Origin of the sequence: Agarivorans gilvus, from assembly GCF_001420915.1 — a bacterium.
GTDB lineage: Bacteria > Pseudomonadota > Gammaproteobacteria > Enterobacterales > Celerinatantimonadaceae > Agarivorans > Agarivorans gilvus.
In genome coordinates, this window is record NZ_CP013021.1 from 4342939 (window position 1) to 4361013 (window position 18075).

At 45.7% G+C, this 18075-nt stretch carries 16 protein-coding genes; 8 read left to right on the top strand and 8 right to left on the bottom strand.

Features of this window, described 5'->3' with window-relative positions; translation table 11 throughout:
• Positions 1–53: 53 nt before the first annotated feature.
• From hisS to AR383_RS20815, 5 genes are all read left to right on the top strand, one after another.
• Positions 54–1331: a histidine--tRNA ligase gene (gene hisS, locus AR383_RS20795; protein WP_083481731.1), complete on the top strand. Its 1278-nt coding sequence runs from the start codon at positions 54–56 to the stop codon at positions 1329–1331.
• 13 nt (positions 1332–1344) lie between these two features.
• Positions 1345–1977, top strand: coding sequence for a YfgM family protein (locus AR383_RS20800; RefSeq protein WP_055734868.1), 633 nt, complete (start codon positions 1345–1347; stop codon positions 1975–1977).
• Positions 1970–3160, top strand: coding sequence for an outer membrane protein assembly factor BamB (gene bamB, locus AR383_RS20805; RefSeq protein ID WP_055734869.1), 1191 nt, complete (start codon positions 1970–1972; stop codon positions 3158–3160). Before AR383_RS20800 ends, bamB begins: the two co-directional genes overlap by 8 nt.
• Before the next feature lie 85 nt (positions 3161–3245).
• On the top strand, positions 3246–4715 hold the full coding sequence (gene der, locus AR383_RS20810) for a ribosome biogenesis GTPase Der (RefSeq protein WP_055734870.1): 1470 nt from the start codon (positions 3246–3248) through the stop codon (positions 4713–4715).
• A gap of 9 nt (positions 4716–4724) precedes the next feature.
• Positions 4725–4955: a zinc ribbon domain-containing protein gene (locus tag AR383_RS20815; RefSeq protein WP_055734871.1), complete on the top strand. Its 231-nt coding sequence runs from the start codon at positions 4725–4727 to the stop codon at positions 4953–4955.
• 53 nt (positions 4956–5008) lie between these two features.
• On the opposite strand, the gene AR383_RS20820 is transcribed toward AR383_RS20815, so the two are convergent.
• From AR383_RS20820 to xseA, 3 genes are all read right to left on the bottom strand, one after another.
• Entirely contained in the window at positions 5009–5962 is a 954-nt protein-coding gene (locus AR383_RS20820; RefSeq protein WP_055734872.1) for an alpha/beta fold hydrolase, read from the bottom strand.
• A 14-nt stretch (positions 5963–5976) separates the two neighbouring features.
• Complete coding sequence (locus AR383_RS20825; protein WP_055734873.1) at positions 5977–6825, bottom strand: hypothetical protein; 849 nt, start codon at positions 6823–6825, stop codon at positions 5977–5979.
• A gap of 199 nt (positions 6826–7024) precedes the next feature.
• The gene (xseA, locus tag AR383_RS20830) at positions 7025–8359 is read right to left on the bottom strand and encodes an exodeoxyribonuclease VII large subunit (RefSeq protein WP_055734874.1); all 1335 of its coding nucleotides are present in this window, start codon (positions 8357–8359) and stop codon (positions 7025–7027) included.
• Between the two features lie 131 nt (positions 8360–8490).
• Here xseA and guaB point away from each other — a divergent pair, with 131 nt between their 5' ends.
• Both guaB and guaA read left to right on the top strand, forming a co-directional pair.
• A complete protein-coding gene (gene guaB, locus AR383_RS20835) occupies positions 8491–9951 on the top strand; it encodes an IMP dehydrogenase (protein WP_055734875.1) in 1461 nt (486 codons plus the stop codon).
• Positions 9952–10027: 76 nt separating this feature from the next.
• Positions 10028–11608 (top strand): glutamine-hydrolyzing GMP synthase, encoded by a 1581-nt coding sequence (guaA, locus tag AR383_RS20840; protein ID WP_055734876.1) that lies wholly within the window; start codon positions 10028–10030, stop codon positions 11606–11608.
• Between the two features lie 816 nt (positions 11609–12424).
• Here the strand turns inward: guaA and cspE are convergent.
• The 5 genes from cspE to dgcN all read right to left on the bottom strand — a co-directional run bounded on the left by cspE (position 12425) and on the right by dgcN (position 15884).
• Entirely contained in the window at positions 12425–12637 is a 213-nt protein-coding gene (gene cspE, locus AR383_RS20845; protein WP_055734877.1) for a transcription antiterminator/RNA stability regulator CspE, read from the bottom strand.
• Between the two features lie 399 nt (positions 12638–13036).
• Complete coding sequence (locus AR383_RS20850) at positions 13037–13894, bottom strand: D-amino-acid transaminase (RefSeq protein ID WP_055734878.1); 858 nt, start codon at positions 13892–13894, stop codon at positions 13037–13039.
• Positions 13895–13906: 12 nt separating this feature from the next.
• A complete protein-coding gene (locus AR383_RS21860; RefSeq protein WP_335338405.1) occupies positions 13907–14377 on the bottom strand; it encodes an enolase C-terminal domain-like protein in 471 nt (156 codons plus the stop codon).
• The gene (locus AR383_RS21865) at positions 14344–14880 is read right to left on the bottom strand and encodes an enolase-like domain-containing protein (RefSeq protein WP_198150191.1); all 537 of its coding nucleotides are present in this window, start codon (positions 14878–14880) and stop codon (positions 14344–14346) included. The genes AR383_RS21860 and AR383_RS21865 overlap by 34 nt, the downstream gene beginning before the upstream one ends.
• A complete protein-coding gene (dgcN, locus tag AR383_RS20860; RefSeq protein ID WP_055734879.1) occupies positions 14880–15884 on the bottom strand; it encodes an N-acetyltransferase DgcN in 1005 nt (334 codons plus the stop codon). Before dgcN ends, AR383_RS21865 begins: the two co-directional genes overlap by 1 nt.
• A gap of 815 nt (positions 15885–16699) precedes the next feature.
• Between dgcN and AR383_RS20865 the strand changes: the two genes are divergently transcribed.
• Positions 16700–18067, top strand: coding sequence for an alanine/glycine:cation symporter family protein (locus tag AR383_RS20865; RefSeq protein WP_055734880.1), 1368 nt, complete (start codon positions 16700–16702; stop codon positions 18065–18067).
• Positions 18068–18075: the final 8 nt, after the last annotated feature.

Sequence of the window (18075 nt, forward strand, 5' to 3'; positions counted from 1 at the left end):
CCCTATAATCGAGGGCTTTTAGTAGTTATTGACCAGTTTTATTCGAGATTAATGTGGCTAAACAAATACAAGCAATACGTGGCATGAATGATTGTCTGCCAAGCGAAACGCCAGCTTGGCAAAAAGTGGAATCGGTGATCCGTGAGGTTGTTGCGGCTTACGGTTATAACGAAATACGCATGCCGATTGTCGAAAGCACAGATTTGTTTAAGCGCTCTATTGGTGAAGTCACCGATATTGTTGAAAAAGAAATGTATACCTTTGAAGACCGCAATGGCGACAGCTTGACTCTGCGCCCAGAAGGTACTGCATGCTGTGTTCGTGCGGGTAATCAAGCGGGGTTGTTGTATAACCAAGAGCAGCGTCTATGGTATATGGGTCCGATGTTCCGCCACGAACGCCCGCAAAAAGGCCGTTATCGTCAATTTCACCAAGTGGGCGTAGAGTCCTTTGGTATTGCCAGCGCCGACATCGACGCCGAAGTGATTATTCTTTCGTCGCGTTTCTGGAAGGCCTTTGGTTTAGATAAACATGTCACTTTGCAGCTCAATAGCCTAGGTTCCAATGAAGCTCGCGCTAATTATCGAGATGCGCTAATTGCTTATCTTGAACAGCATCAAGACAGCTTAGACGACGATGCCAAGCGCAGAATGTACGACAATCCTTTGCGGGTATTGGATAGCAAAAATCCTGAGGTGCAAGCGGCACTAGAAAACGCTCCTAGCTTAAGTGATTATCTTGATGACGAAAGCCGCGCGCACTTTGCTCAGTTATGTGCCTTGTTGGATAACGCGGGCATCGCCTACGAACTAAACCCTCGCTTAGTGCGTGGTTTAGATTACTACAACCGTACCGTATTTGAATGGGTAACCACTAGTTTGGGGTCTCAAGGCACCGTGTGTGCTGGCGGTCGCTATGATGGTTTGGTGGAACAGCTGGGTGGCAAAGCCACACCTGCGGTGGGTTTTGCCATGGGCATGGAACGTTTAGTGCTGTTGCTGGAAACGCTTGAATTGTTGGGTGATTTACCAGCAAGCGCCGACGTTTATGTGATCAATGCTGGAGAAGGAACACTTGGCGCGGCATTTTCATTAGCTGAACAATTGCGAGATGCGTTACCCTCAGTGCGGGTGATGAGTCACTGTGGTGGCGGAAACTTCAAAAAACAATTTAAGCGTGCCGATAAATCGGGCGCTAGAGTGGCTCTTATCATCGGCGAAGATGAGCTAGCCAATCAACAGGTAACCGTTAAGTACCTACGTCAAGACATTCAACAGCAATGCATCGCTCAGTCTGAGTTGCCTGCATTGCTAAAAAACGTATTAGTATAGTTAAGGAGACACTGTGGAGATTTATTCTACAGAGGAACAGCAAGTTCAGGCCATCAAAGACTGGTGGAAGAAAAACGGCACATCAGTTATTGGTGGTTCAGTATTAGGCCTAGCCGCAGTATTTGGTTGGCGCTACTACGGCGATTATCAAATTCAGCAGCAAGAAGCTGCTTCAGACGCTTACCAGCAAGTGGTTTCTCAGCTAGGTAGCGAAAACGAGTTAAGCACTCTTAGCGACTTTGTTGCCGCTAATCAAGGCGATAAAAACTATTCAGTATTTGCGGCGCTGTTGTTAGCCAAAGAATTGGTGGCAAACGAAGACTATGCTCAAGCGCAAAGCCAACTTGATCTAGCCTTACAAGGCGCCCCCGAAGAGCTTAAAGGCATGATCTATACTCGCCTCGCTCGGGTTCAGGCCCAGCAAGCTGAGTTTACTCAAGCCTTAGCTAGCCTAGAACTGGTTAAAGAGCCTGCACTGCAAGGCTCGGTGGAGTTGATTAAAGGTGACATTTACCTGCAACAAGGCGAGCAAGAGCTGGCGCGCCAAGCTTATCAAGCGGCAGTAACGGCTGGTGCAGCTGAGCTTGACCCTAGTGTTACCTTGAAATTGAATGACTTAAGCCAAGTTGAGGCTACCAATGGTTAAAGCATGGCGCGGCTTAGGCTTAGCCTGTTTACTCGCTAGCTTATCGGCTTGTTCTTTGTTCAACTCTGAAGAAGATGTTGTACAGATGGCACCGGTGCCAGAGTTTAGTAACCAATTTACGGTTGCTCAGCAATGGCAGGCTCGCGTAGGTAAGGGTGTTGATGATTATTTCTCTACTTTGTCACCGGTGGTCGCCTACGACACCATCTTTGCGGCCGCACGCTTTGGTGAAGTAGAAGCCTTGAGCCTAGATGGTAAACGCTTGTGGAAGCAAGACCTCTCCGAGGTGGAAAGTAATAACCGTTTTTCTGGTAATACTTCCAATGCGCGTATTTCTGGGGGCTTGGTAGCGGCTTATCAGCGGGTTTATTTAGGTACTGAAAACGCTGACGTATTTGCTTTAAGCGCTGATACTGGTGAGATTGTATGGCAAGCTAAAGTCGCCGGCGAAGTACTGGCTGCTCCGGCGGTTGAAGACAGCATTGTTGTGGTTATCACCAGTAATGGCCATTTAGTGGCTTTGGATGCTCATAGCGGTGAGCAACGCTGGGATATTAAGATAGATCAGCCTACTTTATCACTGCGCAGTAAAGCTCCGCCGATTATTTCTAGCGGCGCGGTCGTTCTTGGGCGTAGCGACGGTAAAGTGGGTTTGTATCTGCTAAACAATGGTCAGTTATTGTTTGAAAGCAAGTTGGCTCAGCCAAAAGGCTCTACCGAAATTGATCGAATTGTTGATGTAGACAGTAAACCGGTATTGATCGGCTCGCAGCTTTACGCCGTGGCTTACAATGGCAATTTGGTGTCAGTCAATCTGCGTAATGGTGAAGAAGCTTGGCGACGCAGCTACTCTGCTTATCAGGATTTAGCTTCGGCTGGTTTAACCTTATTTGTTACCGATGTTAGCGATAACGTATACAGTATTGACCGAACTAACGGGGTAGAGCGTTGGACCCAAAGCTTACTGTCTTACCGTTTAGTGACGGCTCCAGCCATTGATGGTAATTATGTTGTCGTTGGTGATAGTGAGGGCTACCTGTACTGGTTAAATCGCGATACGGGTGAATTTGTCAGCAAAATACTCGTTGATAAAAGCGGCTTATATGTCGCTCCTGTGGTCAGCTCTGACAAAATTATTGTTCAAGCTCGAAATGGCAAGTTATATGCGCTAGATCGCAGTTAAGTTGTTATAATTATTCAGCAAAGGCTCATGGTTAATTAACCATGAGCCTTTGTCGTGTCATAAATTCTAAAAAAATGAGGCCCTTATGCTTCCTGTTGTCGCCTTAGTGGGACGCCCAAATGTTGGCAAATCTACCTTATTCAATCGTCTTACTCGTAGCAGGGATGCCTTAGTCGCTGATTTTCCTGGACTGACTCGTGACCGTAAATACGGACAGGCCAAAATAGCCGACCAAGAGTTTATTGTGATTGATACCGGGGGTATTGATGGTGATGAGCAAGGCATCGATGCGATGATGGCTCAGCAATCCTTACAAGCCATTGAAGAAGCCGATGCGGTGTTGTTTTTGGTGGATGCTCGCGCCGGTATGACAGTGGCGGATGAAGCCATTGCCCACCACTTACGCAAGCAAGAAAAGAAAGTCTTCTTGGTAGCTAACAAAACAGATGGCATTGATGCCGATGCGGCTTGTGGTGAATTTTATGCCTTAGCCTTAGGTGAAATCCACCATATCGCTGCGGCTCATGGCCGCGGAGTAAACCAGCTACTAGAGCAAGCGCTACGTCCTTTTGTTCAAGAGCAAAGTGAACTACCAGAAGAACCTAATGATCTGGCTGTAAGTGAAATTGAAGAGCTTAGCGAGTCTGAGTTAGATGAACTAGCGCAGCAGTTTGCCGACTTACCGATAAAACTGGCGATTGTTGGTCGACCCAATGTGGGTAAATCTACCTTAACTAACCGTATTTTGGGTGAAGAACGGGTGGTGGTATACGATATGCCAGGTACTACTCGAGATAGTATTTACATTCCTATGCAGCGCGAAGATCAAGATTATATTTTGATTGATACGGCCGGTGTGCGCAAGCGTGGTAAAGTGACGGAAACTGTTGAAAAATTTTCAGTAATCAAAACCTTAAAAGCTATCGAAGACGCCAATGTAGTGATGCTGGTGATTGACGCTAGAGAAGGCATCTCTGATCAAGACTTAAGCTTACTGGGCTTTGTGCTCAATGCTGGGCGCGCCTTGGTTTTGGCGGTAAACAAGTGGGATGGTTTAGATAACGACTACAAAGAGCGAATTAAAACTGAATTGGACCGTCGCTTAGGTTTCATCGATTTTGCTCGTGTGCATTTTATTTCAGCGCTGCATGGTACTGGTGTAGGCCACTTATATGAGTCTGTACAAGAAGCTTATACTAGCGCAACAAAACGCGTGTCTACCTCTATGTTAACGCGAATTATGCAAATGGCTCAGGATGATCACCAACCTCCATTGGTTCGTGGTCGTCGGGTTAAGTTACGTTATGCCCATGCCGGTGGCTACAACCCCCCACGCATTGTGGTTCATGGCAATCAGGTGAACTCCTTGCCTGATTCTTATAAACGGTATTTAATGAACTATTATCGTAAGGCGCTGGAAATCATGGGCACGCCAATTCGCGTCGAATTTAAGGAAGGGGATAACCCCTTTTCAGATAAAAAGTCTAAGTTGACTATGGCCCAAGAGCGTCGTCGTAAGAAAATGCAGAATGTGAGTAAATACAAGAAATCTTAGGAGAGGACGATGAGTATTGAAGTTGCTTGCCCTGAATGCGATGGACAATTACAGCATGAACACGACCATTGGTTGTGTGGTGCTTGCCACCACAAGTTTTTACAGCGAGTGCATTGTGACAAGTGTGATGCCGAACTGGAAAAGTTAAAAGCCTGCGGTGCGGTGGACTATTTTTGTAATAGCTGTAACGAGCTTAAATCTAAACGAGTGGTTATTCGACGTTTTGAGCGAATAGACTAAACGTTTGTTGGCAAATAAAAAGGTGGCTAAGGCCACCTTTTTTGTTGCCGAGCTTATCGCTTACGTTTAGCGATGTCTTGCAATATCTCGGGCCATTGTTGGTAGATTAGATAATGTCCCTGGTTTTCATATACATGCAGTTGGCTATCTGCTACCTGCTCGGCAAAACGCTTAGTTAAAGCCAGTGGGATAAGCCGGTCTTGCGCGCCATGATATAGCGTAGTCGGCACGTCGATTTGCTCTGGTTTAAACGGCCAAGGTGACATGACCTGACAGACTTCGTTAGAGAAGGCATTGCTACCTTGAATCTTGGCTTCCTTTAGATAGCGGCTAAATTTGCTTCTAAAACAGGGATCTTGTAGCACCTTAAGGTCACTGGGCGGGAGATCTCGAGCTAATACTTTGAATAATTTATTAGGGTCTTTTTGCAGGCCTTTATCTAAGATCCCGGCAAACAAGCGATGTAATTTGGGGTAGTCTCGTGCTAACTTCATATGCATGCGGTAGAATTTTGCGGTCGCTTGGTAGTCGCTATCATAGCGTAGCATATCGCCTGAACTCACCAAGCTTAGGTGGCTGATACGCTCGGGCATGGTAGCTGCGGCACAGGCGGCATAAACGCCCCCAGTGGCGTAACCGACAATCTCAACCTGTCTAAGTTGTAGGTGGTCGAGCAGCGCTTGTAAGTCCTCGCACCATCTTATAAAACTATATCCTTTAGCATAGTCAGAGCCGCCAAAACCAGGCCGGTCAATAATAATCAGTCGTAGGCCTAATTGTGCTGCCACATCTACTTGGTCATAAAAATTCTCTAATCGACAGCCTAGTATACTGTGGCAGTAAATCACAGGCTTTCCGTTTGGCGCTCCATACTCTTGATAACACAATTTGCGAGTATCTGGCAGAGTGAAGCAATGGGTGGTGGTGCTGTCGCCTTTAGCCTTAGCGCAGCGGCGGCTGTTTTGTGACAGCATGCCCCAAGGGCCGGTTAATACTAGACTGGCCAATTCACTTTGACTGTTTACTCCGGTTTTCTTAAAAACCGATTTAAGCTGAGTTCGAACCGTGTTGTAACTGACAAACAATTTGTCGGCGATATCTGGGGGGCTACGCCTTGGGCAATATAATTTACGATGCGTTGTTCTTTTGGGGTGAGTTTGTAGCCGTCGGCAAAAGCGCTTAAATCTAATTCAATATCAGGACGTGAAGGCGAAATAAACAGCACTACGCTGGCACTTTTTTCTAGGTCGGAGTTATTTAAGTGGTTAACTGGGCTTAGGATAACCATGCTTTGCTGTTCGTTGGGAGCGGCTGATGTTATTGGCAGACCGCGGCTGTTGCTGGCCTCTGCACCCAGTTCAGATAATTCACGAACGTATTGCTGTAGTAGTAAGGTGCTCTCTTCTTCTTGAGTCACCAAGGTCTTAGCTTGTTGGCTTAGTCCCTGCCTCAGTTGTAGCGTTTCTTCTGCCAACTCATTGGTTAGCAATATTTCGCTTTCAGCATTTAATAGAATCACGCCAACAGGAATGTGGTTGAGCAGTGAATTTAACGAGTGGTTTTTCTGCTCTAAATAATCGATACGTTCAGCAATACTGAGCGCTTGATTAAAATGTTTGAGCAGTACCTTTTTGCGCTCCAAGTCGACTGGTCGCTTAGCTGAGGGTAACAAAGCATCTAACTGAAGGTCGCTTTGGGGCTGCGAAGTCGGTTCTTCAACAGCTTTATATGCGAGTATTTGATATAGATATTCAAGCAGTTCTGGCCAATGCTCAGGCTCAGCGGCAGAGCGGTAGATCATACCGATGAGCTGTTCTTGATTATCGACCCATGTTAGCTTGCTATCCTTGCTGCTATCCGATGAGTTCATAGTTTTGCTGTTAACTCTTACTTGCTAATGCTTTTGGTATTCGCCATGCCTTTTAGGCTTGGTCATTATTATGGCTAAACTGCTAAATAATTAGCTGCTATTTATAGCTCGGTCAATTTTATGTCAGAACTTACTAAAATCCTATTAAATTTGACTAATTGCTCATTAGTTGTGATGTCGACGTTTAAAAGGTTAATCATTAGTGGGTAATCGTTGCCTTACGTGTACCATCGGCAAATCTTAGGCTTATATCATCACCTTTTGTTAACATAGTTGCCGATTTTACGATTTTTTGTTGGTGAGTGACCAAGCTAAAACCGCGCTCTAGCACATTCAGCGGGCTTAAACTATTTAGTTGACGACACAGACTGGCTAAATGCTGTTGGCGCTGTAGCTGTTGGCTGTGCTGAGCTTGCATTAAGCTGTGGCTGAGTTTATCTAAACCTTGTTGAGCTTGTATCAGTCGTTTACTGAGAACGTGCAGGTTTAGTCGCTGTTGGAGCTCTTGCTGCTGTTTTTCATAGTGCTTTAGCCCTTGCTCTAGGGCTAAATTTAAGCGGTGACTTAGTTCATCAAAACGTTGTTGTTGTTGCTCTAAGCGATGTTGTGGTGACTGGGCCTCGATGCGATGGTGTAGCTTGTTAAGGTGCAGTTGCCACTGATTAAACTGGTGTCTAGCGGTCTGACTTAATTGATGTTTCAGGCTATCGAGGCGCTGTTGAATATGGCTGGCTTGCTGGCTAATTATTTCAGCTGCTGCCGAGGGTGTTGCGGCTCTAAGATCGGCCACTAAATCGCTGATGCTGTCATCCACTTCATGGCCGACGGCGGAAATGATTGGCAAGTTTGAATGATATATAGTGCGGGCTAGTTGTTCATCATTAAATACCCACAAATCTTCTTTGGAGCCGCCACCTCGAGTGACGATAAGCACATCCACTTCATCACGTTGATTGGCGATGTTGATCATATTGATTAATTGGCTGGCTGCTTGCTCACCTTGCACCGCAGCCGGATAAACAATCACTTTTATCGCTGGAGCTCGACGCGCCAATACCGACAGTATGTCTTGTAATGCGGCGCCGCTAAGCGAGCTTACTACACCAACCGTGCTGGGGTACTCAACCAAGGCTCGTTTGGCCGTTTGGGCAAATAAGCCTTCGGCGGCCAACTTCATTTTTAACTGTTCGTAGGCTTGTTGCATTGCGCCATCGCCGGCGGGATGAATCGCCTCAACAATTAGCTGATAATCGCCACGCGGTTCATACAAGGTCACTCTTGCCTTTACCAGTACTTGCATACCTGTCTCGGGGCTAAAAACCACCTTGCGATTAGCATTTTTAAACATCGCACAGCGCACCTGAGCGGCATGATCTTTTAAGCTAAAATACCAATGCCCAGAAAAAGGTTGAGAAAAGTTTGATATTTCACCTTCTAACCAGACTATTCCGAGAGAATGTTCTAGTAAACTTCTAACTTCTTGGTTTAATTGACTTACGCTAAGGATATTTCCGGCGATTTGCTTGCGCTGCATTGGCTTGATCTAACAAGAGTGTAAAATAATGTAAGAAAATAACATTTTTCAATTTACCTTGGCTAGCTTTATACCTATAATCCATCCGCAATATTTTACCCCTTTATTAACTGATTTAGGCGAATGTTGCTATGTTGAGAATTTCCAAAGAAGCCTTAACCTTCGATGATGTACTATTACTTCCTGCACACTCAGAAGTACTTCCTAATACCGCCAATTTGGCGACACGTCTAACCAAAGATATTGCCTTAAGTATTCCGATGGTATCGGCTGCTATGGATACGGTGACCGAAGCAAACTTTGCTATCGCACTTGCCCAAGAAGGTGGTATTGGTTTTATTCATAAAAACATGAGCATTGAGCAGCAAGCTGCCGAAGTGCGCCGCGTGAAAAAATTTGAAGCTGGTGTGGTACTAGAACCTATTACTGTTACGCCAGATTTAACCCTAGGTCAAATTGCCGAATTACGTCAGCAACATGGTTTTGCTGGTTTCCCTGTGGTAACAGCAACAAACGATTTAGTTGGTATTGTGACCGGACGTGACCTTCGTTTTGAAACTGATTTTAATAAGACAGTTTCTGAAGTGATGACACCTAAAGAACGTTTGGTGACCACAACCGACACCTCACGTGATGTAGTTGAAAAATTAATGCATGAACACCGCATTGAAAAAATGTTGGTGGTTGACGATAACTTTAAATTAACCGGCTTAATTACTGTAAAAGACTTTAAAAAAGCCGAACGTAAACCGAACGCCTGTAAAGACAGTTTTGGTCGTTTGCGGGTCGGTGCTGCGGTAGGTGCTGGTGAAGGCAATGAAGCTCGTATCGACGCCTTGGTTGAAGCGGGTGTGGATGTATTGCTTATCGACTCTTCACATGGTCACTCTCAAGGTGTGCTTGACCGTATTAAAGCGACTCACGAAAAGTACCCCGATTTACCTATTGTGGGCGGCAACGTTGCTACAGCAGCTGGCGCCTTAGCCCTAGCCGATGCCGGTGTAAGCGCGGTTAAAGTGGGTATTGGCCCAGGTTCTATTTGTACTACACGTATTGTAACCGGTGTGGGTGTTCCTCAGATTACGGCGGTAGCGGATGCGGTTGAAGCCTTAAAAGGCCGTGATATTCCGGTTATTGCCGACGGCGGTATTCGTTTTTCAGGTGACATCGCCAAGGCCCTAGTGGCTGGGGCTTCCTGTGTGATGGTGGGTAGTATGTTTGCCGGTACTGAAGAAGCACCGGGTGAGATTGAGCTGTATCAAGGCCGTTCATACAAGTCTTATCGCGGCATGGGCTCTTTAGGGGCGATGTCTCAGGGCTCATCAGACCGTTATTTCCAAACTGACAATGCTGCTGATAAATTAGTACCAGAAGGCATTGAAGGCCGCGTGGCGTATAAAGGGCCTGTGAAAACTATTATCCATCAGCAAATGGGTGGACTACGCTCATGTATGGGTTTAACCGGTTGTGCCACCATTAGTGAATTAAATACTAAAGCTGAATTTGTACGAGTGACCAGTGCAGGTATGGGTGAGAGTCATGTTCATGATGTGACGATTACCAAGGAAGCACCTAACTACCGTATGGGCTAAGCCTATTAAACTTGTTTTACTTATACCAAGCGCCGTTGTGGCGCTTGGTTCTATCAGCCTATTTAAGTAAGTGATTATGAGCAAAGATATCCACGAACATCGTATTCTAATTTTAGATTTTGGTTCTCAGTACACCCAATTGATCGCCCGCCGTATTCGTGAAATTGGTGTTTATTGTGAGTTGTGGGGTTGGGACGTCGCAGAACAAGACATTCGAGAATTTGCCCCCAATGGGATTATCTTAGCTGGCGGCCCAGAGAGTGTTACCGAGCACGACTCACCTCGAGCTCCTGAATATGTATTTCAGGCGGGCGTTCCTGTGCTGGGCATTTGTTATGGCATGCAAACTATGTCTGAGCAATTAGGCGGTGCGGTTATTCAAGGTGAAGGTGAGCGCGAGTTTGGTTACGCCCAGGTAGAAGTGGTGGCTGCTTCACCATTATTTCAAGCCATTGAAGATGCGGTTGCCGCAAATGGTAATGCCTTACTTGATGTGTGGATGAGCCATGGCGATAAAGTATCCGCCATTCCTGAAGGTTTTACTACTGTTGCTAAAACACCCAGCTGTGCTTATGCGGCAATGATGAATAAAGAGAAGCACTTCTATGGCGTGCAGTTTCACCCAGAGGTGACGCACACTCGCCAAGGCCTGCGCATGTTGGAGCATTTTGTTAAAGACATCTGTGGCTGTGACACGCTATGGACCTCTGAATCAATCATTGAAAATGCGATTGCTCAAATCAAACAGCAAGTGGGCGACGATGAAGTGATTCTTGGCCTAAGCGGTGGCGTTGATTCTTCGGTTGTGGCAATGCTTATTCAGCGCGCCATTGGCGATAAACTGACCTGTGTATTTGTGGATAACGGCTTGCTTCGTTTAAACGAAGGCCAGCAAGTGATGGATATGTTTGGTAACCATTTTGGTTTGAACATTGTGCATGTGAATGCCGAGCAGCGTTTCTTAGATGCCCTAGCGGGTGAAAGCGATCCAGAAAAGAAACGCAAAATTATTGGCCATGTGTTTATTGATGTTTTCGATGAAGAGTCGAAGAAACTGAAAAATGCCAAGTGGTTGGCTCAAGGCACTATTTACCCAGATGTGATTGAATCTGCTGGCGCCAAAACCGGTAAGGCTCATGTGATTAAATCTCACCATAATGTAGGTGGTTTACCTGATGACATGGAAATGGGCTTGGTTGAACCGCTTAAAGAGCTGTTTAAAGATGAAGTGCGTAAAATCGGCTTAGAACTTGGCCTACCTTACGACATGTTGTATCGCCATCCTTTCCCTGGCCCAGGCTTAGGTGTTCGGGTACTGGGCGAAGTGAAGAAAGAGTACTGTGATCTTCTACGTCGCGCCGATGCCATTTTCATTGAAGAATTACATAAGGCTGAGCTTTACCACAAAGTGAGCCAAGCCTTTACCGTTTTCTTACCGGTTCGTTCGGTTGGGGTAATGGGCGATGCGCGTAAGTATGACTGGGTTGTATCATTACGTGCCGTTGAAACTATCGACTTTATGACTGCGCATTGGGCACACCTACCTTATGATTTCCTAGGTAATGTGAGTAATCGTATCATCAACGAAATCGACGGGATCTCACGTGTGGTTTACGATATCTCAGGCAAGCCGCCAGCAACGATTGAGTGGGAGTAGGGCTAGCCATAAATAGCTAATAAAGCCTTTAGTAAATAAATGAAATGCCAGTCAGTATTACTGACTGGCATTTTTTATGGGGGCTAAGCATTCTTGGTGCGCCCAAATGAGCTCATTTAAACAAGCTGAAACCGGTTAACTCGCCGCAACCCTAGATTTTCACTATGTGCCACGAGCCCTTAAGCTCAGTTTTTTGGTATCGTGTTATTGGCAAGGCTTTGTTAAACATTGTCTTTAAGTTGTTGATTGTGAGTTCAATACAAGCAAGTGCCTGATTAAGATAGTAATGAATGGGCCTGCCACCCTAACAGTGTTTAGCATAGGCGAAAGAAAGGCTGAGTAGTGCTGCAGACAAAACGCCGCGCGTAGGCTACGTTAGACTGTAAATGTGAACAGGCAAGAAGCTATGAGCATAGTGATTTTGCTAGACCTTATTGTATAGCAATGAAACCTTCACGATATTGCGCTTAGCCTAGCTGCACTATATAACCACATGTTTTAACAAGGGCTGTGTCTATTTGCCGTTATTAGTACATGCGGATACTAGGAGTTGATGTTTTATTTAGTGGGTTTGTTATTTTGTTGGCGTGAATGTTGAAACCAAAAACGATGTCGACCGGTTGAACGAGACATAAGTGTCCTTATAATTATTTTTAATTAAGTAGAGTGTGGATGTTTTACTTGTTAGTAAGTGACTGCTAACACTAGCAGGAAACAGCTAGCTTAAATGTGCTGTTGATCGAAGTGATAGTATAAATAAGTGAAGAAGAGTTTGAAGCGACGTAGATGCTAAGTAGCATCTACGCTGGTGCCATATTATATAGCTTGTACGTTAGCAGCTTGAGGTCCTTTCTGACCTTGTTCTACTTCAAACGATACTTTTTGGCCTTCATTGAGGGTTTTAAAGCCTTCTGAAGCAATTGCGCGGAAATGTACGAATACGTCAGCGCCGCCGTTGTCTTGAGTGATAAAACCAAAACCTTTGTCTTCGTTAAACCATTTTACTGAGCCAGTTGTTTTATTAGACATGTGTTGTCCCTTAATATTTTAAAAATTCATAAAGTAATCGCAGTAATGCGAGCGCTGAAACTGAATTATTGAATGTGACGATAAAGCTAAGGGAAAACTGAGGATAACAACAGTAACGAAGAAATTCTGAGGTTTACATTTACTTGATGGTTCACTAATAACTCTGAATAGCAGAGCGACATCGATAGTACCTGAGTTTGGCATAATGTAAAGGCTTATTTAAGGAATTCAGAAATAAGTTAAATTTTTGTGTGCATTAGTGCTTGATTAGCGTTGTGCTTAGTATCAAGCGTTTGGGTTTGCTTGTGTGAACTGCTGATTTGCTGAAGGAGACGGAGGGCGTTGTTATTTCATCCTTCACTCTATGCCCTGGGGCTTCAAGTGAAGGATGCTCTGGGCTTAGACTGCCGCAGCTTGCGCTACTTTGATATAAATTTCCCGCAGTTTTTGTGCTATTGGCCCCGGCTTTCCTTCGCCAATGGCTTGGCCATCAATTTCAATCACCGGCCAGACAAAAGTGGTGGCTGAGCTGACAAAAGCTTCTTTGGCTGCGTAAGCTTCTTCAATGGTGAAGTTACGCTCTTCAACTTCGAGCTGAGCATCTTCGGCGAGCTGTAATAAGCTAGCGCGAGTAATGCCATGTAGGATGTCATTACTTAAGGGACGAGTGATAATTTTACCTTGTTCGGTAACGATGTAAGCATTGTTAGAACTGCCTTCTGTTACATAACCCTCTTCAATTAGCCATGCATCGCTGGCGCCTGCGGCCAATGCGGCCTGTTTAGCCAGACAGGGGGCAAGTAAGCCCACAGTTTTGATGTCTCGGCGCTTCCAACGAATGTCGGGGATGGAAATAACTTTCATGCCTTTGGCGGCTTTAGGGCAGTCGATTAAGGCGCGAGCTTGGCTGAACAGGACTAAGGTGGGAGCGGTGTTTTCCGGAAACGCAAAGTCACGATCACCGGCATTGCCGCGGCTAAGCTGCAAATAAATACCACCTTCTGTTAGCCCGTTTCGTTTAATCAGCTCGCGTTGGATTTCGGTAAGCTGGTCGCCGCTTACAGGCAAAGTGAGTTCGAGTTCGGCGCATGAGCGCTCTAAACGGGCTAAATGGCCAGCATTATCGATGAGTTTTCCATCGAGTACCGCAGTGACTTCGTAGACCGCATCGGAGAATAAAAATCCACGGTCAAATATTGATACTTTTGCTTCTGACTCGGGAACATATTCCCCATTTATATACACGATACGTTGCATGTTAATTTCCTCTTAGCCCCACAGCTTCGCTGTGAAAGGCAACATCTGATTATTATTAAATTCAAAGCCATGTTCGATGTCTTCACTGAGTAACAGTGGGCCATCAAGGTCAACCACTTCGCAGCCTTGGGCCACCACAAAGGCTGGAGCCATGCTAAGTGAGCTGGAGAGCATGCAACCCACCATGATTTGCAGACCGGCTTGTTCGGCTTGTTCCTTTAAGGCCATAGCTTCAGTTAAACCGCCGGTTTTATCGGTTTTGATGTTGATCATGTCGTACTTGCCGATGATGCTGGGCAAACTGGCGCGGTCATGGCATGACTCGTCGGCACAAATTGGAATGGGGCGAGCTAAGCTTCTAAGCGCCTCATCATCAGCGGCAGGGAAGGGCTGCTCGATCATCGCGACATCTAACTTAATTAATTCGGGGATCAGTGAGTGATAAAGATCTACTGTCCAGGCCTCGTTGGCATCGAGAATGATCTTGGCATTCGGTGCGCCTTGGCGAACGGCGGCAACCCGTTGTAAATCTTCGGCTCCCCTAGCTTTAGCTTAAGCAGCGGGCGAAAGGCGTTGTCGCTAGCCGCTTGTTGCATTTTTTCCGGTGTATCCAAGGACAAGGTGTAAGCGGTGGTGAGGGGCGCGGGAGTTGCCGCTAGTTGTTGCCAAATAGACTCCCCCGACAGCTTGCATTCAAGATCCCACAGGGCGCAGTCAACAGCGTTACGAGCGGCTCCTGAAGGTAGCAACAGCTGTAGCTCTTGGCGCGACAAGCCCTCGCGTAAACGCGGTAAGATACCTTTAAGTTCAGCCATTACGCTTTCTATCGACTCTTGATAACGGGCATACGGTACGCATTCGCCACGACCAATTTGGCCTTGCTCTTCCAGTTCCACGATAACGGTGTCGGCCTGAGTCTTACTCCCGCGTGAAATAGTGAAGTGTCCGCGGATCGGCCAACTCTGAGTAGATAAACGAACTTCCATTATAGCTCCGCCAATTGTTCAACAATGCGGCCCACGCCTTGGCGGAATGGGTCGACCACCGGCAGGCCAAACTCAGCTTCAAGTTGAGCCATGTAATCAAGAGCCTGCTGTTCTTCTAGTTGTGAAGTATTCACTGAAATACCCACAAATTTTACCTTGGGGTTGGTGAGGCTGGCGGTAGCCAAGTTGGCTTGCATGCAAGTCTCGATATCTGGCAGTGAATAGTCGGGTACGCCGCGCATATGAGTGCGAGTGGGTTCATGGCATAGAACTAAGGCATCGGCTTGTGAGCCGTGGATCAAACCAGTGGTTACGCCTGCAAAAGAAGGATGGAATAAGGATCCCTGACCTTCAATAATATCCCAGTGGTCATCACTATTGGCTGGGGCAATGGTTTCAATGGCGCCAGCAATAAAGTCGGCTACCACACAGTCTGCACTTACACCTTCGCCACAGATCAGAATACCGGTTTGGCCAGTGGCTCTAAAGTCTGCATTCAAGCCTTGTTTCTGAGCTTCTTTCTCGATGGCTAAAGAGGTGTACATTTTGCCTACTGAGCAATCTGTTCCTACCGTGAGTAGGCGCTTACCTGCACGTTTCTTACCATTGGCAACAGGGTAGGCTTGGCTTGGGTAGCGTACATCGAACAATTGACGACCATGCTTTTGGGCACAGGCGACTAATTCGGGAATGTCATTAAGTTTGTTATGCAGGCCAGCCGCAATATCAAGGCCTGATTCTAAGGCTTCTACTAATACTCCAATCCACTCATCAGATATGATGCCACCTCTATTGGCCACGCCAATCACTAAGGTTTTCGCTCCCGCTTGTGCTGCCGCAGCAATAGATAGGTCTTCTAAGTCACAATCTGCATTACAAGCTGGCAGGCGAAATTGACCCACACAATATTCGGGATGCCAAGTTTTGATGCCTTGGGCCACTTTTGCTGCGAGTTGATCGGCGGCATCGCCTAGAAACAATAGATAAGGTTTTTTTAGTTCCATTACTTTTTACTCCGTAAAACGTGTTGCTGGTGAGTTTCTGTTTTGCTTACAGCAGCATCGTTGTTGTTAGTTGTTATGAAACCATTAGCAAAAAGCATGACAAAATTTCGTGACTGGTGAATATAGTGGTTAAAAATACTTGGCTTGAGCTGATAACCTCGCATGTAAACCGCTAAATTAGGCTGTTTGCGGTGGAGCCGTCTTTTTTATAAAGTACTGGTGTTTTGAATTATTCTGGATATAAATTTCTAAAAGAGTTTTGCGCTTAGAATAATTTCTCAATAGCCACTGAAACTTGGCTTTATATAATTTTGCTTTTATGTCTTTATCTTGGTTGTATATTCTGAAAATTTCTTGCGATTTAAATTGGCCATAAGTGACTTTTTATTTTCATTACTAATATGAAAAACTATTAACATGATTAAAAAGTCATTCAAGTTGCACCTATTTGGTGTGATTTTATAGTTTTGCACTTATTTGGTGCTATTCATGTCGCGATTTTAGCTTAATGTCCGAATATATGACTAATGTTAATAAGATGTATCAATATGGATGTGTGATTTTGTCTCTTATATAGCTAACTATTAAATATTGCTTGTGTGGTGTTTTGTTCTTTGGTGTTGGCTGTGTTTTGGCTCATTGCTCTGGCGCTGGGATGGGCGGTATAAATGTTGCTGATGTTTAACATTTGTTAGTTTTTGGTGCCTTTAGGACAGCAATAACAGGCCTTTATTTATGTTTTGGGGAGATTGGTCTGCTACTTGCTGTAAGCTATTTCATTTAGTTAATTAAATATAATTTGGGAGTATTAAAAAATGGATTTTATCTCTGGGCTAATTGGCCAGTTGAATGGCATCGTTTGGGGGGTACCCATGCTGGTATTGATTTTGGGCGTTGGGATTTTTCTCACCGTTGGCCTGAAATTTATGCCAATTTTAAATGTTGGGCCGGCTTTTAAGCTTATGTGGAGTGGTCGGGGTGCTAGTGGTAAGGGAGAAATTCCGCCTTTTCAAGCGCTTATGACTGCTATGTCTGCCACTGTGGGCACTGGTAACATTGCCGGTGTAGCGACAGCGGTTTTCATTGGCGGTCCTGGCGCCTTGTTTTGGATGTGGATGACTGCCTTATTAGGGATGGCAACCAAGTATGCTGAAGCGGTATTAGCGGTAAATTATCGTGAGAAAGACGAAAATGGTGCCTATGTCGGTGGCCCCATGTATTACATCAAAAACGGTATGGGCAAAAAATGGGCTTGGTTAGGCACCTTGTTTGCTGTATTCGGCGCGGTGGCTTGTTTTGGAATTGGCAATGCGGTGCAGTCAAACTCGATTGCACAGGTGCTTTATTCTAATTTTTCTTTTTCCCCTTTAATTGTTGGCCTCGTCATTATGCTATTGGCGGGTGGTGTGATTCTTGGCGGCTTGAAACGAGTCGGTAAGTTTGCCGGTGCTTTAGTACCGGTGATGGCGGTGGCTTATATCCTATGTGGCTTGGTTATATTGCTGATGAACTTGAGTGAGATTGGTCCGGCGATAATGACTATTCTGGAACTGGCCTTCACGCCAGCCTCGGCTCAAGGTGGTTTTGCTGGTGCTACCGTTTGGATGGCGATCCGTTTTGGGGTGGCACGTGGCGTATTTTCAAACGAGGCGGGTTTGGGCTCGGCACCGATTGCTCACGCCAGCGCGCAAACTGATGAGCCAGTGCGCCAAGGTTTAATCGCTATGTTAGGTACTTTTCTCGATACTTTAGTTATCTGTAGTATTACCGGTTTGGTGATTGTGATTTCCGGGGCCTGGACTGAAGGTGAGTCTGGAGCGGCCTTAACTTCTGCTGCCTTTGACCAAGTTCTACCGGGAGTAGGTGGTTACGTGGTGGCGATTAGTTTGGCGATATTTGCTTTTACCACGATTGTGGGTTGGTCTGTATATGGCGAGCGTTGTGCTGAATATTTGTTTGGCGCTAAAGCAGTACTGCCATTTCGTTTGGTGTTTATTGTTGCTTTGCCGGTAGGCGCAATTATGGAATTAGATTTTGTGTGGCTGTTGGGTGATACCCTCAACGCTCTGATGGCGGTACCTAACTTAATTGCATTGGCGGTATTAAGCCCTGTGGTATTTAAGCTGACCAAGCGTTATTTTTCTCAGCAGCAAGCGCTCGATGATGCCGCCACTGAATCTTAATTTATTTA